Source organism: Bradyrhizobium sp. SEMIA (assembly GCF_014844175.1).
Lineage (GTDB): Bacteria > Pseudomonadota > Alphaproteobacteria > Rhizobiales > Xanthobacteraceae > Bradyrhizobium > Bradyrhizobium arachidis.
In genome coordinates this window covers 4,033,509-4,056,537 of record NZ_CP046601.1, presented here as the reverse complement: position 1 = coordinate 4,056,537, position 23,029 = coordinate 4,033,509, and the positions used below count along the sequence as shown (strand labels likewise).

14 protein-coding genes and 1 pseudogene are annotated in these 23,029 nt (G+C 59.0%); 6 read left to right on the top strand and 9 right to left on the bottom strand.

Translation table 11 applies throughout. From position 1 onward, the window contains the following. The first annotated feature begins 1,023 nt into the window (after positions 1-1,023). Positions 1,024-6,921, top strand: a complete 5,898-nt coding sequence (locus FOM02_RS19850) for an AAA family ATPase (RefSeq protein WP_265442194.1) — start codon at positions 1,024-1,026, stop codon at positions 6,919-6,921. Here the strand turns inward: FOM02_RS19850 and FOM02_RS19845 are convergent. After that, the gene (locus tag FOM02_RS19845) at positions 6,916-7,308 is read right to left on the bottom strand and encodes a response regulator transcription factor (RefSeq protein WP_265442053.1); all 393 of its coding nucleotides are present in this window, start codon (positions 7,306-7,308) and stop codon (positions 6,916-6,918) included. The genes FOM02_RS19850 and FOM02_RS19845 overlap by 6 nt on opposite strands. Positions 7,309-7,528: 220 nt before the next feature. On the opposite strand from FOM02_RS19845, the gene FOM02_RS19840 reads away from it, so the two are divergent. The 3 genes from FOM02_RS19840 (at position 7,529) to FOM02_RS19830 (ending at position 10,774) form a co-directional block, all read left to right on the top strand. Next, positions 7,529-8,155, top strand: a complete 627-nt coding sequence (locus tag FOM02_RS19840) for a response regulator transcription factor (protein ID WP_265442052.1) — start codon at positions 7,529-7,531, stop codon at positions 8,153-8,155. Between the two features lie 591 nt (positions 8,156-8,746). Further along, positions 8,747-9,745, top strand: a complete 999-nt coding sequence (locus FOM02_RS19835; protein WP_265442051.1) for a LysR family transcriptional regulator — start codon at positions 8,747-8,749, stop codon at positions 9,743-9,745. A gap of 42 nt (positions 9,746-9,787) precedes the next feature. After that, positions 9,788-10,774, top strand: coding sequence for a LysR family transcriptional regulator (locus FOM02_RS19830; RefSeq protein WP_265442050.1), 987 nt, complete (start codon positions 9,788-9,790; stop codon positions 10,772-10,774). Between the two features lie 422 nt (positions 10,775-11,196). Here FOM02_RS19830 and FOM02_RS19825 read toward each other — a convergent pair whose 3' ends face one another. The 4 genes from FOM02_RS19825 to FOM02_RS19810 form a co-directional block, all read right to left on the bottom strand. Beyond that, positions 11,197-12,027, bottom strand: a complete 831-nt coding sequence (locus tag FOM02_RS19825) for an FTR1 family iron permease (RefSeq protein ID WP_265442049.1) — start codon at positions 12,025-12,027, stop codon at positions 11,197-11,199. 12 nt (positions 12,028-12,039) lie between these two features. Then, positions 12,040-12,387, bottom strand: a complete 348-nt coding sequence (locus tag FOM02_RS19820) for a cupredoxin domain-containing protein (RefSeq protein WP_265442048.1) — start codon at positions 12,385-12,387, stop codon at positions 12,040-12,042. 13 nt (positions 12,388-12,400) lie between these two features. Continuing rightward, on the bottom strand, positions 12,401-13,297 hold the full coding sequence (locus FOM02_RS19815; protein ID WP_265442047.1) for a hypothetical protein: 897 nt from the start codon (positions 13,295-13,297) through the stop codon (positions 12,401-12,403). 616 nt (positions 13,298-13,913) lie between these two features. Beyond that, positions 13,914-14,948 carry an AraC family transcriptional regulator gene (locus FOM02_RS19810; RefSeq protein WP_265442046.1) on the bottom strand — a complete coding sequence of 345 codons (1,035 nt, stop codon included), beginning with the start codon at positions 14,946-14,948 and terminating at the stop codon, positions 13,914-13,916. Between the two features lie 804 nt (positions 14,949-15,752). On the opposite strand from FOM02_RS19810, the gene FOM02_RS19805 reads away from it, so the two are divergent. Together FOM02_RS19805 and FOM02_RS19800 are read left to right on the top strand one after the other, a co-directional pair. Further along, positions 15,753-16,130 (top strand): c-type cytochrome, encoded by a 378-nt coding sequence (locus tag FOM02_RS19805; protein ID WP_265442045.1) that lies wholly within the window; start codon positions 15,753-15,755, stop codon positions 16,128-16,130. Between the two features lie 152 nt (positions 16,131-16,282). After that, positions 16,283-16,699, top strand: a pseudogene (locus tag FOM02_RS19800) (DUF1993 family protein); the annotation flags it as partial. Between the two features lie 419 nt (positions 16,700-17,118). On the opposite strand, the gene FOM02_RS19795 reads toward FOM02_RS19800, so the two are convergent. The 4 genes from FOM02_RS19795 to FOM02_RS19780 all read right to left on the bottom strand — a co-directional run bounded on the left by FOM02_RS19795 (position 17,119) and on the right by FOM02_RS19780 (position 22,686). Next, on the bottom strand, positions 17,119-18,036 hold the full coding sequence (locus tag FOM02_RS19795; RefSeq protein ID WP_265442044.1) for an NADP-dependent oxidoreductase: 918 nt from the start codon (positions 18,034-18,036) through the stop codon (positions 17,119-17,121). 62 nt (positions 18,037-18,098) lie between these two features. Further along, entirely contained in the window at positions 18,099-21,272 is a 3,174-nt protein-coding gene (locus tag FOM02_RS19790; RefSeq protein WP_265442043.1) for an efflux RND transporter permease subunit, read from the bottom strand. Next, a complete protein-coding gene (locus FOM02_RS19785) occupies positions 21,269-22,462 on the bottom strand; it encodes an efflux RND transporter periplasmic adaptor subunit (RefSeq protein ID WP_265442042.1) in 1,194 nt (397 codons plus the stop codon). Before FOM02_RS19785 ends, FOM02_RS19790 begins: the two co-directional genes overlap by 4 nt. Positions 22,463-22,536: 74 nt before the next feature. Then, positions 22,537-22,686, bottom strand: coding sequence for a hypothetical protein (locus FOM02_RS19780; RefSeq protein WP_265442041.1), 150 nt, complete (start codon positions 22,684-22,686; stop codon positions 22,537-22,539). Positions 22,687-23,029: the final 343 nt, after the last annotated feature.

Genomic DNA, 23,029 nt, shown 5'->3' with positions numbered 1-23,029 from the left:
TCAGCAACGGCTTGCCGCAGCATTATGGACTCATAGAATGAGGTCACGCCAACGCGGCACGTTTTCTCTGTCTCGGTCGTATTAGCGGCTTTGCTGTGGACAGCCGTGACCGTAGGAGCAGCGTTGATATCCCTGTCTAAGGTGGACCCCGCCGCAAGCCCCGAATTAGCAAACGCACTGATTAGAGCAGAGGCGACGAGAATTATCGTTCTTCGCATGATCAGACTCCAGAATGGCAGGTCTCGTGAGAGAATTAGTTTCTGGCAGACGATGAGGCATTCAAGTCTCCTTTGATCGGAGTGAATTTCTAGTGCGCCAAAACTAATGGGATTGCCCCGAGCGTCTCAATTGAGCACGGGTTGAGTTGGGACACCCAAAAGGGAGCAGGACGATGATCCAAAAGCTTAGGGCGCTCGAAAAAAACTAGCGTTCGTCCGCTCCGACCTTACGATTGCACCCGTCTCGCGAATTTGCTCCGCAATCCGGCTCGCATTCTTCTCACTCCGGGAGCACCCCGGACTGTCGGCGAGCACAACAATAGCGGCCGGCCGGCTCTTGGTCGGGGCTGCTGGAAGACGTATCTCATTGGAGCCGCGTATCAGCGCCAGTCCTCACCCCTACAGGAGGCGCGGGAGACGGTTAGTTGCAGATCCTCGTTCAGTGCGGTTGACGGTCCCGTCGCATATCGCCTTGCAGTTGCCATTCCGCCGGAGCGGTTGTCTTCCTAGCCGCGAGAGTGCGGCCCGCGTTCCAGCAACATTGGCTTTATGGAACTCTCGGTTCCAAATAGCCTCCTTCCCCGCGACGTTTTTGGCGCCTGACTCTGCGCTATGCGGACGCCGCAGTGGCGTGAAAGGCCGGACAAATCCCTCTTTGTTGCTAAAATGAAGAAGGACCGGCGTTCCCTTTACTTGGCAAGACCAACGGCGGATGGCATTTCACGGGCGACGGAGTACGATTTCTCTATGCCTAGAGACGCCCCGCATGTGGAGCGCGAACAGCTTGATCAGTGTACTCAAGCCGATGCCCCCGCTGGGGTCTGAAGATGGTGAGGCAGTGAACGTCATCCGCTTGGACGGTAGCTCTCAGGTGTTGTGGGAGGACGGCGAGCGCGTGTTCAGCCGGGGCTGGCGACTAGACGAGAATGGCAACCGGACCGCCGTCCTGCTTGTTACCTCTGCCGCCGACCACCCGTCCCCGTCAACACTCGATCGCCTGGCGCACGAATACGAGTTGAAAGATGAACTCGAGGGGGCATGGGCGGCGCAGCCGCTCGCCCTCATGCGCGGCGCCGGCCGGACTGTGCTGGTGCTCGATGATGTAGGTGGCGAGCCGCTCGGCCATTTGATGGTTAAGCCCTTAGAGGTAGAACGGTTCTTACGCTTGGCAATCGCTGTTATCTCTGCTCTGGGCAAGCTTCATCAGCGCGGGCTCGTTCACAAAGACATCAAGCCGGCCAACCTCCTGCTCAACGAAGCTACCCGGGAGGTGCGGCTAACCGGGTTCGGCATCGCCTCGCGGTTTGCGCGGGAACGTCAGTCGCCTTCTCCTCCCGAGACGATCGCGGGTACGCTCGCCTACATGGCGCCGGAGCAGACCGGACGGATGAATCGATCGATCGACTCTCGCAGCGATCTCTACGCCCTCGGCGTCACGCTTTACCAGATGCTCACCGGGGTTCTGCCCTTAACAGCCACCGATCCCATGGAGTGGGTCCACTGCCATATCGCCAGAAAGCCGGTTCCACCGAGGGAGCGGTTAAAGAGTGTCCCGATTCCTGTCTCGGCGATCATCATGAAGCTTCTCGCCAAGACGCCCGAGGATCGTTACCAGACCGCCGGCGGAGCCGAACGAGATCTGCGACGCTGTTTGGCGGAATGGGAAGCGCACCACCGCTGCGATGAATTCCCGCTCGGCCTGCAGGACACGCCGAACCAGCTGCTGATACCCGAGAAGCTGTATGGACGAGATCGTGAGATCGCGGCGTTACTTTCCTTCTTCAATCGGATCACAAAGACAGGCATGCCGGAGTTGGTGCTGGTCTCAGGATACTCGGGCATAGGCAAATCCTCAGTCGTTGATGAACTCCACAAGGTGCTGGTGCCGCCGCGCGGCCTTTTCGCATCTGGCAAATTCGAGCAGTACAAGCGAGACGTCCCCTACGCGACACTGGTGCAGGCTTTTCAAGGTCTCGTCCGGCCTCTCCTCAGCAAAAGCGACACCGAGTTGGCGAGCTGGCGCCAGGACCTTCTAGAGGCGCTGGGTTCGAACGGGCGGCTCATGATCGACCTCATACCCGAGCTCAAATTAGTCATAGGAGACCAACCGCCGGTTCCTGAGCTGCCGCCAAAACAGTCACAAAGTCGTTTTCAGCTCGTGTTTCGACGCTTCATTGGCGCATTTGCGCGGCCCGATCATTTACTGACGCTCTTCCTCGACGACCTGCAGTGGCTCGATGCGGCAACCCTGGATCTTCTTGAGGACCTGCTGACGCGTTCGGACTTGCGGCACCTCATGCTGATTGGTGCCTATCGCGATAACGAAGTTGCCGCGACCCATCCGCTAACGAGAAAGCTCCACGACATCAAGGTGGCCGGCGGAAAAGTCGTGGAGATCAAGCTGGCGCCGCTCAGCCTAGAGGATGTCGAGGAGTTGGTTGCGGACGCTCTTCGCTGCGAATTGGAGCGCGCTGCGCCGATTGCGAAGCTGGTGCACTTGAAGACGGGTGGCAATCCGTTCTTCGCCGTCCAATTCCTGATTTCGCTCGTCGAGGAAGGGTTACTCACATTCGACCACGAAGGCGCGCGCTGGTCCTGGGATATCCACCGCATTTACGCCAAGGGCTACACCGATAACGTCGTCGATCTTATGGTTGGGAAGCTCACGCGCCTGCCGACTGATACGCAGAATTCGTTGAAGCAGCTCGCTTGTCTTGGAAGCACTGCCAAAAGCCAAGCACTTTCGATAGTCCTCGGGATGTCGGAGGAGCGGATCGATGCGTGTCTGTGGCCGGCCCGCCATCAGGAACTGGTCGAGCTTGTGGCAGGCACTTACAGGTTTGTCCACGATCGCGTCCAGGAGGCTGCTTATGAGCTGATCCCCAAGGGACTGCGCGGCGAGGAGCACCTTCGAATCGGAAGACTGCTTGCGGCAAACACGCCCTCCGAAACGCCGGAAGCAATCTTTGATATCGTCAATCAGCTCAATCGCGGGTCAAGCTTAATGACCTCGATGCAGGAGCGCGAGCGGCTTGCCGCACTCAATCTGCTCGCGGGCGAGCGCGCCAAAGCCTCTACTGCGTACGCCTCGGCGCTCAATTATCTGCTCTCCGGAGCTGCACTGCTGCCGGGCGACGCTTGGGAGCACAAGCGCGACCTAATCTTTGAGCTGGAACTGCATCGGGCCGAATGTGAGTTCCTCACTGGCGCACTAGTGGAAGCCGAGCGGCGATTGGCGGTGCTGTCGGCCCGTGCCGAAACGACGCTCGAACGAGCGCGCGTCACTTGCCTGCAGGTGGATCTTTACACGACCCTGGATCAAGGCAGCCGCGCGATCACAGTTGGTCTCGACTATCTCCGCCACCTAGGCATCGACTGGTCGCCGCACCCGACGGAGAACGAGGCCCGGCAGGAGTACGAGCGGATCTGGTCCCAACTTGGCTCACGCACGATAGAAACCCTCATTGATCTACCATTGATGAGCAATGCTACATCACTCGCGACCCTCGATGTCCTGACGAAGCTGGGGCCGCCTGCACACTATACGGATGCGAAACTACGTTCGATGGTGATCTGTCGAGCGGTCAATCTCAGCCTCGAGGGCGGCAATTGTGACGGCTCGTGCTATGCCTATGCAGTGCTTGGCAGGCTTGCCGGACCGGAATTTGGCGATTACGAGACGGGACTTCGATTCGGCCGTCTCGGTTATGAACTGGTCGAACAGCGCGGGCTAAAGCGCTTTCAAGCCAGGACCTATTTGAATTTTGGATATTTACTCATGTTCTGGACGAAACATGTCCAGGAAGGTCGTAATGTGCTCAAGCGTGCGTTTGAGACCGCAAACCAAATTGGTGATCTCACTTTTGCGGCGTACTACTACACCCACCTGAACACGTACCTTCTCAAGTCGGGCGATCCTCTCGATAAGGTGCAAGTCGACGTCGAGCGTGGACTTGCTTTCGCTCGGAACATACAGTTCGGCTTTGCGGTCGACTCCATCGCCGGCCAACTTGGGTTAATTCGGACCCTTCGCGGCTTAACGCCGACCTTCGGTTGTTTCGACGATGGACAGTTTGACGAACTGCTACTGGAGTCGCGCTTCTGCAGAAACCGAGACTTGGCATTGGCCGCGGGCTCGTATTGGACCCGCAAGCTGCAGGCACGCTTCTTTGCTGGCGACTATTCAAGTGCCCTCGAGGCGTCATTGCACGCGCAACAGCTGCAGCCGACATCGGCGTCTTTTTTCGAATGCGCGGAATATCACTTTTACAGCGCGCTCTCCAGGGCAGCATCCTGCGCGTCCGCGGCGGCTAGCCAATGGCGAGAGCATGTCAGCGCACTGGCCGCGCACCACCGACAGCTCGAGGTCTGGGCGACGGCCTGCCCGGAAAACTTCGAGGACCGCGCTGCGTTGGTTGGTGCGGAGATTGCCCGGATTGAAGGCCGTCAGTTCGATGCCATGAACCTTTACGAAAAAGCGATCCGTTCTGCGCTGACAAACGCCTTTGTTCATAACGAAGCGCTCGCAAACGAGTTGGCGGCGCGCTTTTACACCGCCTGCGGCTTTGAGCAAATCGCGCACCTATACCTGCGAAACGCCAGGGATTGCTACCTGCGTTGGGGCGCGAATGGCAAGGTGCGCCAACTCGATGCGATGTATCCGCGCCTTAGAATGGAAGAGCCCGCCCCGGCTCCGACGAGCACAATCGCCGCGTCTGTCGAGCAACTCGACCTCGCAACAGTGATCAAGGTATCGCAAGCCATATCGGGCGAGATAGTGCTGGAGAAACTGCTCGAAATGCTTATGCACACGGCGCTTGAACAGGCTGGCGCCGAACGAGGCTTGTTGACTTTTTTGCGCGGGGCCGAGCAGCGGATCGCCGCCAAAGCTATGACCGACGGAAATTTTGTGACCGTGCATCTGTGCGACGAGGACGTGGCTTCGACAGTGCTGCCGCAGTCGGTGCTCCAATATGTTCTGCGAACGCGGCAAAGCGTTATTCTAGACGATGCGTCATCTCACCATTTATTTTATGCTGATCCCTACATCGTTGAAAGTCATCTCCGCTCCATTCTCTGTTTGCCGCTGATTAACCAGGGAAAGCTGGCTGGCATTCTCTACCTGGAGAATAATCTGACTCCCGGTGCGTTTACGCCCGATCGAGTCGCTTTGTTGACCGTGCTCGCGTCGCAGGCGGCGATCTCGCTCGAAAATTCGCGACTCTATTACGACCTGGCGGATCGGGAAGAGAAGATTCGACGTTTGGTCGACGCAAACATCATCGGCATCTTCATCGCCGACCGCGAGGGTCGGATTCTCGAGGCCAATGACGCGTTTCTACGTCTTATAAGATATAGCCGTGACGACTTGGTTTCAGGTCGGGTACGCTGGACCGAGTTGACTCCGCCTGAATGGGGCGAGCGGGACGCACTCACCCAAGCTGAACTAAACTCGACGGGCATCGCGCAGCCATTCGAGAAGGAGTATGTTCGGAAAGACGGCAGCCGCATTCCAGTGCTTGTTGGCGCCGCGCTGTTTAAGGACGGAGGCGATCGCCTTGCGTTCGTTCTGGATCTGACAGAGCGGAAGCGCGTCGAGGAAGCGCTTAGCCAAGCACAAAGACTAAGCCGAACCGGCAATTGGATCTATGACGCGACAACGATGCGATACCTCTATTGGTCAGACGAGAGCTACAGGATCTGGGGGTTTGATCCCACACAGGGGCTCCCAAGTCGACAAAGTATGTGGGAACGCATTCACCCAGGGGACCGCGACAGAGTGTGGGCAGCGGTTCAGGAGGCTGTGCTGCAGAAGAGAGATTTTATTTCCGAGTTCAGGCTTCTTCTACCTGATGATACAATCAAATGGGTTGAAGGAACCAGTTATCACGTGTTTTCTCCGAGCGGCACGCTGGCTGAGGTTATTACAACAACAGTCGACGTGACGGAACGAAGGCGGGCGCAGGACGAGCGTGAAAAGCTGCGCCAGCTCGAGTTGGATTTCGCCCACATGAATCGCGTGAGCCTGATGGGAGAATTGGCGGCCTCGCTCTCTCACGAAATTCTGCATCCGATTGCAACCGCTCGCAACAACGCTCGTGCCGGAATGCGCTTTTTGGAAATGAATCCGCCAAATCTAGGTGAAGTCAGGGAAGCGCTAAGTTGCGTTGTCCGGGATGCGGACCGCGCCAGAGACATCGTCGGACGCATGCGTGATCACATCAAAAAGGCACCACCACGAAAAGAACGCTTTGACCTGAACGCGGCGATCAACGAAGTGCTCCTATTGGCACAAAGCGTGACTCAAAGGAATGAAGTTTCAGTTCAAACGCATCTTGCTGACGGATCTCTCCCGATTCGGGGGGATCGTATTCAGCTGCAACAAGTCCTGCTGAATTTGATTATCAACGCGACTGAAGCAATGAGCTCTATCGAAGGTGAAGCAAGAGAGCTGTTCATCAGCACTCAGAAACATGAAATAGGCACCGTGGTAGCCGTACGCGATGTTGGCCCAGGTATTGATACGCAGCATCTTGACCGAGTTTTCGACGCCTTTTTCACTACTAAGTCCACCGGAACAGGAATGGGATTGTCGATCTGCCGCTCGATTATCCATGCTCATGGGGGCAAGTTGTGGGCGGAAGCTAACAAACCTCGCGGCGCGGTGTTTCAGTTCACGCTGCCTGCGGACAACGGCTCATGAATTGTCTCCAGTCGACGTCCCCGGCTGCAGCGCCCAATGCAGGCATTGCTCAAGATGGTGGTCGTCCACCGGCTTAGCGAGGTAGCAAGCAACACCGTCCTTTAGAGCCCGGTCCCTAATGACCTCATCGGGGTAGGCGGTAACAAGGATTGTTGGGATCGCGTAGCCGCTATCGACCAAATGTTTGTGCAGCTGAACTCCACTCATTCCAGGCATGTGAACGTCCGCGATCAAGCAGCCTGTTAGCGGCAAAGCGCCTGACGCCAGGAAATCCGCTGCTGACGGAAACGACTCGACAGTGTAGCCCATTGAAGTCACGAGCTTTTGCATCGACTCACGATAGAGCTGATCGTCGTCGACGACTGCTATCAGCGTTTCGTTCAACATTGCCGGTTCCAGGCACTTTCCGCGCTCCAACCACACTGGCGGCACATGCAATTGTAGTGTCGGAGACATTCCCCGACAATGCAATAACCCCGCCCCTAAGCCATGGCTTAGGTTTCTGGCTATCCGTTTAGACAAAAGATGCCTGTTCAGGCCGCCTACTTGAGCTTAGAATGATACCAGAACAAGAGAGAGACTGCGGGCCCCGCACAGGAAGCCGAGAATGGGTGAGGCAAATCCCAGCGTCTTGGTTATTGATGACGATCTCGAGTTTCGCGACTCTGTCGTGCGGCTGTTGCGGACGGTCGGCTTACCGGCCCTACAATTTTCATCTGTTCCCGACTTTCTCAAAGCCGATCCGCCGGACGGCCCGACTTGCCTAGTGCTTGACGTGAGAATGCCGGGGCGAAGCGGTCTTGAGCTTCAGCGCGACCTCGCCGCCGCGAACAGGCAAGTGCCGATCATCTTCATCACAGCGCACGCTGACGTGCCGATGACCGTCCAAGCGATGAAGGGCGGCGCAATAGAGTTCCTTACAAAGCCATTCCGTGATCAAGACCTGCTTGACGCGGTTGAGGCCGGCCTCACTCGCGATCGTGCTCGTCGGGAGAGTGAGAGGACATTGGCTGCGCTCAGGGAGCGGTTCGACACGCTCAGCTCCCGCGAGCGTGACATCATGCTATATGTCGTAGCCGGTCGCCTTAACAAGCAGATCGCCAACGAGATCGGAATCGCCGAATCCACGGTGAAGGTGCATCGTACCAATCTGATGCGGAAGATGAAGGCGCGTTCGCTTCCGGAGCTCAGCCGGATGGCCGATACCCTCAATGTGAGCCGACCGCAGCAGTAGAGCCCCTCAACTCAAGCCGTGTTCGCGAGGTTACGCCACTTACCGCGCGGACTCGATCCGGCTATTTCCCTACACCGGCAATCCGTTCTCTAGGGTGTCCCCCGGCTGCAGGAGGGCGTGCTTCGCCGGTTTGCATCTAAGCGATGGTTCAGCAAAGCCAACTCCAAGCCGGCTGCCCAATACCTCCTGCGGAGTCGACCGCCTCGTCTCAAGCAGCCAAGTTGCACGTCATAGCCGCTCTTTTCGAGATACCGCAATGTACCGAGCACGCGAGGTTATGATGAGCGCATTCATCAGACGCTTGCCGCATGCCGAACGAGAACTCGGCGCAAATCATTGCGCCCGACATTTGGATTCGTACAAGTCGTACTTCCCGCTAACGAAGATCTCTTTTGGACCGTTTCGCTTTGTATTGGTTCAGCTTCCGCCGCCGGAAGGCGGGCCCTTGTCTGCCCTGTCGCTTCCGACGAGCGCGAGGTGCTCGGGACCGTCGCCGTCAGCGCTGCGGGATCGGTGGCTGCTGCGCTCCATTCGATCCACCGTTTGTGCTGGGACCGACCTCCGTGTAATCCGCCTAGAGCGCGTCGAGCGATGAACGATCGCCTCTCAAGACTCCGATTGTTTGCCCGCGCCGCGCGGACCAGCAGCTTTTCCAGCGCTGGTCGCGAGCTCGGTCTGTCGCAGCCGACCGCATCCCGGCTGATCGCCGCGCTTGAGGAGGAGATCGGCGCCACGCTGTTCAGCCGCACCACGCGAGCGGTGGCGCTGACCGGGGTCGGTGCCACATACCTGGTGCGCATCGGGTCGATCTTGGCGGCGCTTGACGAGGCAGATCGCGAGGCGCGCGGAACGGGAGAACTGCGGGGCACACTGCGCGTCGGCACGTCGTCAAGTTTCGTTCTCAGAGAAATCATCCCGCGACTTTCCGGCTTTTTAAGGCAACACACGGCGCCGAAGATCGAGCTAGTGACGAACGACCGGCACCAAGACCTCGTGACTGAGGGCATCGACGTGGCGTTCCGGCTCGGAGCCCTGCCCGACTCGAGCGCGATGGCTCGCAAAATCATGCACCTTCCGAAGGTGCTAGTGGCCTCCCTGGACTACCTACGAGAGCGCGGAGCGCCCATTACGCCCTCAGACCTTACTCACCACTCGGTGATCATGGGTCCGGCGCACTCATCGTCGACTGTCTGCTTGCGCAAAGATGGCCGTGTCACCTCAGTGCGCGTTGCAAGCCAGCTCGCGATCACGATCAGCGAAGGAGCCACAGCAAGCGCCATCGCTGGATTGGGGATCGCCGCGTCGAGCGAAATCAGTGTGCGGGCAGAGCTCGCGACCGGGCGGCTCGTGCGGGTCCTGCCTGAGTGGGATTTTGGCTCGATGGAAGTCAATGCCCTCTTTATCGGCGGAAAGACCACAAAGCCTGCCGCACGGGCATTTGCCGATTTCCTGGCCAGGGAGCTCCGCCCACCTCGCGGCTCATCTCAGGGGCTCCAGAAAGCGTGTCCGGGCGTCCAAACCAATAGACCAGGCTGTTCTAACGTGTGCATGCAAATGGCATCTGTATGCCGTGATTTTGGCGGCCCGTGACGTCGTCAAGTGCATAGACAGGAGAAACTCATCGGAGAATCCATGGAGCTTCATCAAGTTCGCTATTTCCTCGCGGTCGCATCCACGCTCAACTTCACGCGCGCGGCCGAGCAATGCAATGTTACGCAGCCCGCTTTGACTAAGGGGATTCAGAAGCTGGAGCAGGAACTCGGGGGCCAGTTGATTTACCGTGAGCGCCAGCTGACACAACTCACCGATCTCGGGAAGGAAGTTCTTCCGATGCTGGCGCGCACGCTGGCCTCGGCAGAGACGGCGCGTCGCAGAGCTAAGGAATTCCAACGCAAGGAGATCGCACCACTCAAGATTGGCCTCGCCCCCTCCATCTCGGCTTCGCTCGTCCTTGACCTGATAGCTGAGATCGCAAAGATCGTCCCAGGGCTTACTGTTGAGCTGCGCGAAGGCGCCGCGGAAAAGCTGATCGACCTGCTGCTCGAGGGAGAGATCAACGCCGCAATCGTCGGGGACGTTCAGGACATACCCCCTCGCATCGACGACTGGTTGCTCTTTGAAGAGCGCTACGTCGCGGTTCTAGCGCAGACACACCAACTCGCAAATCGCCACTCGATCGGGATTGACGACCTCCGCGAGACCGTCTTGCTGGAGCGCGTAGGATGCGACGTCGCTCCGAAGATCCAAAGGTCGTATTTCCCCAAGGAACCTCCCCATCTGGGCCACTGCAGCGGTCACGACTTGCACCTTCAGTACATGGCCGCAGCTGGCTTCGGCGTGATACTCGCGCCCGAGCACATGCCACGCCTTCCGACGCTAAAGACCATTCCCCTCGAGGGGGACCCGATTTCGCGGGAGGTGCGGCTGCTGGCTGTGCAGGGGCGCCGCTACTCGCCGGCACAGGACGCTTTCATCAAGGTCGCGCGGCTTCGAGACTGGTCGATCGAAGTCCGCCAGAGAGACGTCCCGCCCGGAAGGCTCCCGGAGATGGCAACCTCTCCTGCGCTGACACGTACGTCGACAACGAACCGATTCCAGCGCATCGATCCCATCGCTTGAGGCCTCACCCGTTCCAAGCAAGCCCTATGAGATGCAGCCCGGATCCGAGCCGGTGAGTGCTTTCAGTGCCGCCGCATTCTCGACCGGATTTGCCGTACAACCGTTGGCATCAACTCGTCGAAGGTCACGATACCGGCAGACTTTCTTATGCGGATGCGGGAGATACCTCGCGAGCAGCCCGGCGAAAGAATTACTCGCCCGAGCTTCTCCGATGCGGCTGCTTTGCGCATTGCACCGCTAAGATCGTTGCCTTGTTAGCGCCGAGCCATAGCTCTATTTGCCGCGAGTTAGACGAAGGCGAGGTAATTCGCGCTGGGTTTGTCGCCGGCGGGATAATCGGTCACTCGCTCGGAGGGTGCGAGCGGAAGCGGTGGATCGTGAGCCGGGATTGTTCGCTAACAGACTGATCCAATCGCCCCGCTCTATTCCGCAGCAACGGCGTGCTTGGCGCGCACCTCCGCGGTCAGCCACATCAGCCATTTTGTTGTCACGATGACGGTAAGATAGACCAAGAGCTGCATCTGCGTCGGCTGATCGGTATAGCCGATCAGCGTGTGCAAGGCGCGTCCGGGAATGCTGGTCTCGGGCAAAAGCCAGCCTGAGTTCCAGACGACTGTGTCGAGCGAGGTTAGCCAGTTGGCGCGCTCCAGAAAAGCAACGGCCTGTGCCGCCATACCCGCCGCGAGGAGGGTGATGAGAACTGTCGTCGTTGCAAACAGCGGGCGCGGCGGAATCCGGACCAGGCCCAAATATGTCAAAAGGCAAACTGCAGCGCCGAGCAAGAGGCCAAGGCAGCCGCCAACGATCAAAGCCAGGGCCGAACCGCCGTCGGAGGCGACGACGCCGTAGAGAAACAGCGCGACCTCGCTGCCTTCGCGCAGCACGGCAACGCCGACCACGACCGCCAGAGCCAATAGAGGCTTGCTGCCTTCGGCCACCGCTTGGCCAACCGCGCGCATTTCGACGGCAATCTCCCGCCCGTGGCGCGCCATCCAGACATTGTGCCAAGTCAGCATTAAAACGGCGACCCCGAGAATAGCGGCGTTGAACAGCTCCTGTCCCATGCCTTCGAACAGCTGCGATAGCCCACCGGCAGATGCCGCGACGAAACACGCCCCGGCCACGCCCGCCAGCAAGCCGCCGGCAACCCAGCGATTGCGGCGCGCGACCCCGCGGGTAACCGCGAGCACAATTCCGACGATCAGGCCTGCCTCGAAGACCTCGCGGAAGACGATGACGAGCGCGGCGAGCACGAGACAGACGCCCTATTCGACGACGAGCGCGCCGCGCGCTTTTTCGTTGAAGTCATCATAGAACTCATAACGCCCGGCCTTGAGAGCGCGGACGTTGATCACACCCTGGCTCTTGGCGGTCACTACCTTTTCCACCCTGAGGGAGGTGCTTTCGAACTCCATCGCCTTCCCGTCGAGATTCCTGATCCGGAAGACAACCGGCTTGTCTGCCGGCGCACGTACCTCGTGCGGCTGAAACTGCCCGTTAGAGTAGCTGATCTGAATTTCCGTTGCTTGCTCGGCCGACGCCGTCGACAGCGGCAAAATCGCCGTGCAGAGCACTGCGAGAGCGAGTTTTCTGGTCGTGGTCAAAACGGGCATCTGTAGGCTTTCCTCAGAACTCGACGGCGAATTTGAGTTTGGCGCGGTTGCGCTGGAACTCAGCAAGATTGAGTGAAAATGGGGCTCCAACTTCGCGACCCCATATCTGCGTGTTCCAGGCCGCTGTCATGAACATCTTCGGCGTGAACCGGACATAGAGCGTCGGGCCGAGCATCACGGTGTCGCCGGTAAAGGCCGAGAGCGCGAAGTCGTCATAATGGCGCAGATACCAAACTTCGCCTCCGATCACGACATTGGACATGATGCGGAACGACAGCGCCGCGGAGGCGCCGAGTTTAGTTTCCCGAATGGTCTCATCCAGCAATGTGTGGGTATATTCGGGCTCGTATAGTAGGTTGAACCCGGCAAACAGTCGGTTTCTAACGAGTTCGAGGTCGGCATTGAGTGTCGTCTCGAATTCATAGTTGTGAACCCGCTCGCCGCTTGTCTCATCGATGAGCCGCACCGTGGGCTCGAAAGCCAGCGTCGCAGACAGCGGATTGTTCGACGTCCGTTCGAGGGCGAGGTAGCGGAATTCACCAAACCCGCCGCTGAACGCCACTTGGCGACGATCGTCGAGGTCGGCTACGTTTCGGATGTCGTGGGTTGATCCGAGCGCCCCAAACTCGATTTGCACAAATTGAGACGGGGTGAATTCGAACTCATACTTGGTCTCGGTCGCTGTGTAGCGTCCATCGCGCTTGCCAAATCGGCCGATCGTGTCGGTCGTGAATTCCTTTTCGCCTTCGATGCCGATACCTGAACCGGTCGTGAAGCCGAAAATGTATTTCGTTTCGATATCTCGCCAAGTATCCGAGTCGTCGGCGCGGGCGAGGCCGCCCAGGCAGAGAAATGCGAATACACCGGAGACGACGGCGTAACGCCACCCAAAGGCATTTCCCGCTGGCATCGATTGCCTCTCCGTCATTGATGGAGCTTGACGCCTGTAATCGATGAACGCCCGACCTGCAAAAAGACTCCTTCTAAACTAGAGCGATTCTAAATTGTAAGTTTGAACGTGTATGCGCCGGCGCTTCGAGCATGCCAGCCTTTTGTCCCGGCAGACTGCGTCGCACGATGTCGCGCCCGCCGCGGCCTGCACCGTGAACCAATGCAATCAATTTGAGGGAGCTGCCTCCGGGCTGCTCGTTGCTTCCACTTGTAGCCTTTAGCGACGTCGGAAGCGGACATCCGGCGGCCGGCCGCTTAATGAGCACCCAGCCCAGTCCGACAGCATCGGCGTGTTTTTGCAATCGCGACGCCCCCCGCGCGGAACTTACCGCGCGGGAAAGCTAAGCCACCGGACGCACTGGCATCCCCATTACGGCTGTGGCCGTCAGACCACTGCTCAGGTCTTGTATCTTCCTACACGGCCCCGCACCCTCCTGGGTTGTCGCCAGACGCCAGGACCCCGTTCGCTCACGCCGGACCCAAGAGGAAACTGAGTAGATCGAGCTTGGATGTCACCACCAGCGGAACTTATATCGCCGGCGGCCGTGCCAACGCTCTTGCAGAACGAACGATCCTCACGCGGCGTCGGATTGCTCGATCGCATCTTCGGCTGGAGCAGCCCTTGATGACTGCTCGCTCTGCGCATTGGAGCGGTATTCTGACGGGTCGCTCCCGTAGTATCTACGAAAGCTGCGCGTAAAGCTGCTCCGACTCTGGTAGCCGACGTTTAGGGCGACCTGGTCGATCGAAAGCGCGTTGGCCGCGAGCAGATCAGCAGCGTGGCGCATCCTAAGGCGGCGCAACAGTGACATGGGTGCCTCTCCGAAGGCAGCGGAGAATCGCGCCATGAAAGCTGAGCGGCTCAGACCGACGGCGTGCGACAGACTTTGAACGGTGTGCGGAAGGGAGGGACGCGAGGCCATCTCAGCGAAAGCTCGTGCGATTGGCGGGTCACTTAACATAGCGAAGCGCTCAACCCAGGCTTTCGTCGAGACCAGGCAACGTCGAAGCAGGGCGAGCAATACGACCTTCAGTAGCGCTGCCGACATTGGCCCCACACCGACATCCTGGGCCGCGAGCTCGGCTAACGCGCAAGCGATCACCTGGTCGAGCTGGTCATGTACGTCGAATGTCTCAACAATCGGCGCTGCGAGGGATGCGAACAAGTCAAGCGCTGGGCCGTAGGTCGCTCGAAAAGTGCCGCACGCAAGTACGAGTGTCGGTTGGTCATCTCCGACAGTGTGCCGGCACGAGGAGCCGGGCACGAAAAGGCCTACGCTGCCCTTGCCGACATTTCGCAGTGCGGTCGGGCGCTCCGTGGCGACGATCCTCATTGCGCGTCCGGGCGGAACGATTACCAATGTATGCGGCGTGAGACGGATAGGGCTCTCCCCGTCCATCAGGATGAAACCGACGCCTCGAAGGCAGTAGTGGATGGTGCACGCGTCCACGCGGGCAACGGCCAGGTGGGCACCTGACGCAAGCAAGCATTGCGATAGCCTAACAAAAGTAATGTCCAATGTGGTCATCAACTTGTCGAGGTCTTTTCGCGATATACGCCAGAACGGCTCACCTGCCACGCCCAAAAACCTTTTGTTGCTCAGGTTCATATGAACTCAGCTCCGGACGGCTGGACAACGCCATCTCACGCGAGCAGCCAGCCTCAAAATCGAGCGCACGGTCCTTCCGCGCTCTGACTTGATCTGGGATTTCGATTGGTTCGGTCTCGTTGAGTTCGACTGAACACGCTGAGGAAATAGCCAGTTGCGGCTCACAGAGTAGTGGTTGCAGCCGAATTAGATATATTCAGCCACGACATGAATAATTCCGGGCTGGGCGCCTGAACTATCATAAATTCGCGCGAACGCGCGCCAACGCGCGTCAACAGGAACACCAGCCCAATTGCAGCGGTTCGAGACCAACCAACCTCGGATGTACAGTGTCGAGCAAGCAGGTAGTCCTGTCACTCTCGACTGCTTTAGTCTGCCCTATGCGAGTAACCGTAAGACCGCAAACTGCCCTTTTCATGTCTTGATATGACGACCGACACCTCGACAACAGCACTTCTTCAGCCGCTGATCAGAACAACGCCAGAGGCAGACGCGCACAGCGCTCTGACGATACCCGTACCTATCGAATGCATATCCAAAAGGAATTTTCAATTTCCTCCACTGTATCCGATCTTAGGCCTCGAGGGCCCGGCCACCGGATGCCAACGACCTAAACCGACTGCAGGCATCGCGCCAATTCGCGCGGCGCGCGCGCAAAGGAGTCCCGATGAAATTACCAACTATCGGCTCGCCGTTCCCCCGCATCAAGGCAGCTAGGACTTCTCATGCTTTAACTCGACGATGATTCAACTTTCGTTGCGCGGCTGCGCCAACTTTGAGCTAAGTAAAAAAAGGATGTTCGCAATGAACAACGCAGGAAAGGTTGGAGCGTTTTTCGCGACGCTCCTGTTTGCGGGAGCAGCTGCCGATCCGGGCTACGCGCAGAACGCTGAGCACGGAAAAATCGTCTTCCAAGCCTGCGCTACGTGCCACACTACCGATCAGACCAACCGTGTCGGACCCGGCCTGGGAGGACTCATCGGCAGGAAGGCAGGCACCGCCCCCGGATTCCACTACAGTGACGCGATGAAGAAGTCCGATATTGTTTGGGATACCAAGATTCTCGATGCGTATCTTGAAGCGCCGCAGAAAGTGGTTCCCGGAAACAAGATGCCCTACGCGGGGATGACGAACCCAGCCGATCGGGCCGACCTCGTCGGCTATCTGGCAACATTGAAATAGGAGCTGGAAGACTAAAAGGAGCGTCAAGAGGTCGAAATGTCGTTCTCTGTCTATGACATCACAGTTCCTGTCATGGTACATGGACTGAACGTAATGGATAAATATCTCGACGACGCTGAGGCGCTCGAACGGTTCAAAGGCTTGAGGCCGGGGCGATTCTTGGCGAGAGGCTGGCGCCAGACATGATCACCTTCGGAGAACAGTTCTCAGTGATTTGCAACAAGGTCGAGGCACACATTGCAAAATTAATGCGAGAGGCTCCGCCGAGTCCACGCGACATCGCGATGTCGTATCCGGCGTTGAACAGTAGACTAATCGAAACTCGCAGCTTCCTGAAAACTGTGCAGCCAGACGAGATTGCCGGTGCGCAGTCCCACATATACGAACTTACGCCGCCTATCGTTCGTGGATGGTTCGGCGGCGACGACTACAGCCGGCACCTAGTACTACCGGACTTCTTTTTCCATATCTCAGTTGCTCACGCGATCCTCCGGAAGCTCGGAGCGAAAATCGGAAAGCGCGACTACCTCGGCAATCTTGCTCAGCAGAGTGGAGGTGATTACTCGTGAGAGGCGGGCGCGACGCGCGGCACGATCGACGCCCTTCAAAACAGGGAGGCGAGTTTGACGGATGCCGTAGGTACCAACGCTGCGAGAGGTCATCCGAATAGACGCCGCCTGTCGCGATCACCGAGCCTTCCATGTGCGTCTTTTTCGACCAATTAGATCCCGCTGGCGCTGTTACTCAGTCTTATATCTCGCTCGTCGGGTTCGGATCGTCATCGCTGCGCGTTGTGACGCCCTCTGGATTATTGGCGCGGACTAACAAGGTACATCGCGCAGCATCCACAAAACGGCGGAGTACCGCCTTCGACGTCGACCTCACAGGGTGTGCCGCCCGATCTTTAACTTGAAAGCGACGGATGCCTCTCGATGGCGCAGGACGCTGCCGGTTGGCTGGCCCGGCATGCATCGACGATTACGAGGTGCTACGAACGAACGCGGATGATGGTCTTCCCCTTGCGTCGTCCGGTCGAGTTAAAAGCGGCGATGGCCTCGTCCACGGACGAGACGGCTCCGATGTTCGTGCGCAGTCGTCCGTCCCGCACCCGCTGGACGATCTCACCCAATTGGGAACGATCAGATTCGACGACGAAATCGATCGCAAAACCGTCAGCCGGCCGTGTCTCGATCGAGCCGGCGATGCTTACCAACGTTCCTCCGGCTCGAATTAGTGCCGCGGACCGTTTCGCAATATCGCCGCCAAGTACATCGAAAACCAGATCGACTGGGCCAACGTCTTCCAACGCGTCGCCCCCAAGATCGACGAACTCTTGCGCGCCGAACTCGAACGCCGCCGTCCGGTCGGCGGCGCGTCCAGTGCCGATGACGTAGGCGCCGGCCTGCCGTGCGAGCTGGACTACCATCGAACCCACTACACCAGCCGCACCGTGCGCGAGGACGCTCTGCCCCGCCTTAAGGCGACCGTGCTGGAACAGTCCCTGCCATGCGGTCAAGCCAGGCATTGGCAGGCTCGCGCCCACCGCAAAATCGACATCGCCTGGCAACGGCGCGAGGTTGCGGGCCTCGACAGCTACATACTCAGCTAGGGTGCCGTCGCGATACCAGTCGGTGAGACCAAACACTCGTTGCCCGACCGACAGCCCTGTCGTGCCGTAGCCGAGCGCCGTAACTACTCCAGCCAGCTCGTGCCCAGGTACAGAAGGTGTTCGATTTCGATCGAGGCGATCAGTCCAAGTTGGAGGCCAGGTCAGCTCATCCCAAGTAAAGCCCGACGCATGGACCTCAACCACGACGTCGTTTATTGCTGCCTCCGGCCGCTCCCGCTCCACGAGCTTCATCCCGGCCGTTCCGGCAGCCTGGTTGGTCACAATGATCGCCTTCATGGGAATTTCCTCTTCGTCATTCTCTGTGTAGTGGTGTCGTCTTCCGGGTTCATCGCACAACCTCACTCCGCCGCGGTTGCTATCGACTGCGTCGGCTTGCCCTCGTTCTTGCCTTCTGCGAGGTTGCGCACCACCATGTAGAAAATCGGCGTGAAGATCAGGCCGAACAATGTAACGCCCAGCATGCCGAAGAAGACGGCGACGCCGACCGCCTCACGCATTTCCGATCCCGACCCGGTGGAGAGGATGAGCGGCAGCACGCCAAGGATGAAAGCGAACGAGGTCATCAGGATTGGCCGCAGTCTCAACCGGCAGGCCTCGATAACGGCCTCCAGGCGCGGTTTTCCCCTAAACTCGATGTCCCGCGCAAACTCGACGATCAGGATCGCGTTCTTGGCCGCAAGCCCCACCAGCACCACGAAGCCGATCTGCGTCAGGATGTTAATATCCAGGCCCATGATGCGCACGCCGATCGTGGCAGCAAACAGGCACATCGGCACGATCAGGATCACTGCCAGTGGCAGCGTCCAGCTGCCGTACTGTGCCGCGAGGACCAGATAGACGAACAGCACGCAGATCGGAAACACATACAGTCCAGCATTGCCACCCGTCACCTGTTGGTAGGACAGATCGGTCCACTCAAAAGAAAAGCCGCTCGGTAATGTTTTGTCGGCGAGTTGCTTGATTGTGTTGAGTGCCGTCCTCGAGCTCACGCCCGGTGCCGGCTCGCCCTGCAGTTCGGATGCTGAGTAGAGATTGTAGCGCGCGACACGATCGGGCCCGGAGACATCCTTGAAGTCCACTACGCTGCCGAGCATAACCATGTCACCGGCGGCGTTTCTGGTGCGCAGCCGCGCCAAATCGGAGGCCTCCCTTCGGAATGGCAGATCGGCCTGCGCGGTGACGTGATAGGTGCGCCCAAACAGGTTGAAATCGTTGACATACGTCGAACCGAAGTAGGTCTGAATGGTGTCGTTAATGCTGGCGATGGGAACACCGAGTTTCTGCGCCTTCACGCGATCGATATCGACGAATAGCTGCGGCGTATTCGCCGTAAACGGCGAGAACACCGACGTTAGGTTTGGCGACTTTCGTGCGGCAGCCACGAGTTCGTCCGTCGCAGCTCCCAGCAACTCGGGACCGCGCCCCTGTCGATCCTGGATGCGAATGGCGAAGCCCCCGCCGGTGCCGATGCCTGGCACCGCAGGCGGTGGAATAACGATGACGAAGGCACCCTGGATCGCCGACAGCCGCTTTCGCAGGTTCGCAGTGATCACGCTGGCAGTCAGACCTTTCCTAACCCGCGCCTCGGGATCGTCGAACACGGGGAACAGTGCCGCGGCGTTGCCCGCCTGCGTGCGCGTCGCCCCCGAGAAGCCAGCAAACGCCGCGACACGGACGATACCTGGCGTATCAAGCGCAATCCGCTCGATTTCGCGCACCACCGCAGTGGTCCGCACAAGGGAAGCAGCGCCTGGCAATTGCACCGAGATGATCAGGTAACCGCGATCCTGCGCGGGAATGAAACCCTGCGAGGTGGTGGCGAGCAGCCAGCCGGCGCTGCCGATCAGCGCGACATAGATTGCAAGCATCACCACGGTATGGCGGATCACGAAGTAGGCGGCGGCCGCATAACCGTGCGCCAGGCGATCGAAGATGCGGTTGAAAAGCACGGTGAAGCTATCCCAGCCACGCGCAATGATGTTCCAGCGCGCCGGCCGACATTTCTCCTCGTGCGGAGTAAGGATCTTCGACGCCAGTGCTGGCGACAGCGTCAGCGAGCAGAAGCACGAAATCGCGGTCGCGACCGCGATCGTGACGGCGAATTGCTGGAAGAACCGCCCGGAGATGCCGCCGAGGAACGCGGTCGGCACGAACACCGCGCAGAGCACGAGCGCGATCGACACCAGCGCGCCGCCAACCTCCTCCATCGTCTTGAGCGCCGCCTCGCGCCGGCTCATACCGAGCTGAAGATGTCGCTCGACATTCTCCACAACCACGATGGCGTCGTCGACTACGATGCCGACCGCAAGCACGAGGCCGAACAACGTGAGGTTATTGATGCCGAAGCCGAGCGCGGCCATCGCTGCAAAAGTGCCGACCAGCGACACCGGAATTGCAACAATTGGGATGATCGAAGGCCGCCAACCTTGAAGGAACACCAGCACCACGATCACCACGAGCGCCATCGCCTCGTAGATCGTCTTGATCAGCTCATGGATCGATTGGGCGATGAACTCGGTGGGGTTGTAGCCTATATTATAGTCGAGCCCCTTTGGGAAGCTCGTCTTGAGCTGCACCATCGTGTCGGAGATATGCTTCGCAGTGGCGAGCGCATTCGATCCGGGCCGTTGCGTCACCACCATCGCGACGGCAGACTTACGCAGTATGAAGCTGTTGGTGGTATAGGCCAGCGCGCCAAGCTCGATCCGCGCGACGTCGCGCAGCCGCACGGTACGGCCGTCGGAACCAGCCTTCACCACGATGTCCTCAAATTGCCTGATATCCTTGAGGCGGCCAGTGAAGACGAGGTTCGGCTGGAATGCGCGATCAGCAATCGGCGGCTCCGCGATCTGGCCGCCGGCGATCTGCAGGTTCTGAGCGCGGACCGCAGCAATGACGTCGCTCGATGTCATGCCAAGACTGGCGATCTTGTCGGGATCGAGCCATAGTCGCATCGAGTAGTCGCGCGCGCCAAACATCTGGATGTCGCCGACGCCGTCGAGCCGTAGCAGCTGGTCGCGCACCTGCAACAGTGTGTAATTTGAGATGTAGAGCTGGTCGAAGCTATCGTCTGGCGACAGCATGAACACGACCATCAGGATGTCGGGCGAGTTCTTGCGGGTGACTACTCCGTTGCGCTGCACCTCCTCCGGCAGTCGCGGCTGCGCGATTGCGACGCGGTTCTGCACCAGGACTTGGGCCTTGTCGAGATCGGTGCCAAGCTTGAAGGTCACGGTTATCGTGAGCTGGCCGTTGGAGGTCGCCTGGCTGTACAAGTACAGCATGTCCTCGACACCATTGATCTCCTGCTCAATGGGAGCTGCGACCGTGTCGGATACAGTCTGTGCCGAAGCGCCGGGGTATTGCGTGGTGACCGTAACCGTAGGCGGCACTACCTGCGGATATTCAGAGACGGGGAGCGTCTGGTACGCGATCGCGCCCACAATCAAGAGCACGATCGATAGCACCATCGCCAAAATGGGCTGATTGACGGAAAGACGTCCGAGATTCATGACTTACCGCCGCTGATCTCGACGCTGCGCGGGCTCACTTTAGCGCCAACGCGGGCTCGCTGAAGGCCCTCGATGATGACACGGTCCTCCGGCTTCAGGCCCGTGCGAATCACGCGCAGTCCCTGATCCAACGGGCCAAGTTCGACCGCATGCGCTTCCACAGTGTTGTCGTCCCTGACCACGAACACGATCTTGCGCGACTGATCGGTCGCGATCGCTACATCTGGCAAAAGAAGCGCCTCATACGGCGAGGAGCCAATCAGCCGGACGCGGCCGAACTGGCCGGGCAGGATGGATAGATCGTGGTTCGGGATGATCGCGCGGCTGCGCAGCGTGCCGGTGGAGACATCGAGCCGGTTGTCGATGAAATCCATATGGCCTTCATGCGATGGTTTGGCTTCGCCGGTCAGCGCCACCAGCACTGGATTAGGCGTATCGCGTGAGCTCGGCCGCTTACCCTCGAACCACAGCTTGCTGTTCTTGAGATAGGTCGCCTCGTCAACGTCGAAATAGATGTACATTGGGTCCATTGACACGATAATGGTAAGTAGCGTCGAGCCGCCATTGTCGTTCCCCTGCACGAGGTTACCGACGCTCACGAAATGACGGCTGACGCGGCCGGTGATCGGCGCCACCACGTGCGTGAACTCGACGTTAAGCTGGGCGGCCTTTAGCGCGCCTTCGGCGATAGTCTCGGCGGCGTGAGCTGCCTCCAACGCCTCACGACGCTGGTCGACAACTTGCTCGGAGACAGCACTGGTCTTTACGAGGGTGAGCCCGCGCTCAAGCTCGCGCTTGGCCAGCTCTGTCTTGGCGCGCGCATCGGCAAGCTGACCATCGGCCTGGGTCGCCACCGCCTCGAACGGGCGAGGATCGATGACGTAGAGCAGATCGCCAGCGTGCACCATGTCGCCGTCTTTGAACTCGACACTGGTCACAAAGCCGCCGACGCGGGCGCGGACTTGCACCTCCTGGATCGCCTCGAACCGACCAGTGAACTCGTCCCAGTCGGTGACGGTCCGTTTGACCGGTTGTGCCACCGTCACCGACGGCGGAGGCGCGGCTGCTTGCGACTGCGCGTCCTCGTTGCACCCCGCCAACATGAGCGCAAACAGCATACAGATCGATGCGCCGACGCATCGGCGAGAGCGACGGAGCCGAGGTCGGATGAACCGGATCGCCATAGCCATTCCGTCAGCCGCACTCACTCCTGGCTCTCTCAAACGAACTAGAACGCTGGACTGGCTGAGACGGGTCGACACTGTCATCTTGCGGCAATGTGACGTTTGCGGTCATTTTCGACCGATCCAAAGACAGTTGCTGCAGGAACGGCAACAATATTTGCGTGGTCGATAACTTGATTGATCGCATCGCCGTGAGACGCGACAGCCTCAATTGCGCCGCTGCGTTGCATGAGTCTCCAATAGCAACGTGTTCCGCGTATCGGTTCAACGTTGAAAGTTGCGGTACGAGAGGGTGACCTTGCAGCGCGGTGAAGGGAAATTACAATCCGCCATGGACTTGATAAACGATTGTTATCGCTGCTTTCCGAGTGGCAGGATTCTGTAGTCCGGGATGCACGACCACATCGCACATTGGGCCCGTATCCTGTCAGCAGAGAGCTCTGAGCCACGCTGAGTCACCGAATCCGCAATGAACGCCGTCATGACCCCCACAACGTCGACGCTACTTAGGTCGCGAGCCCGGAGAGACGCTCTATCCGTAATCTGCGTGAGCGAAACGCACGAAGAACTCTA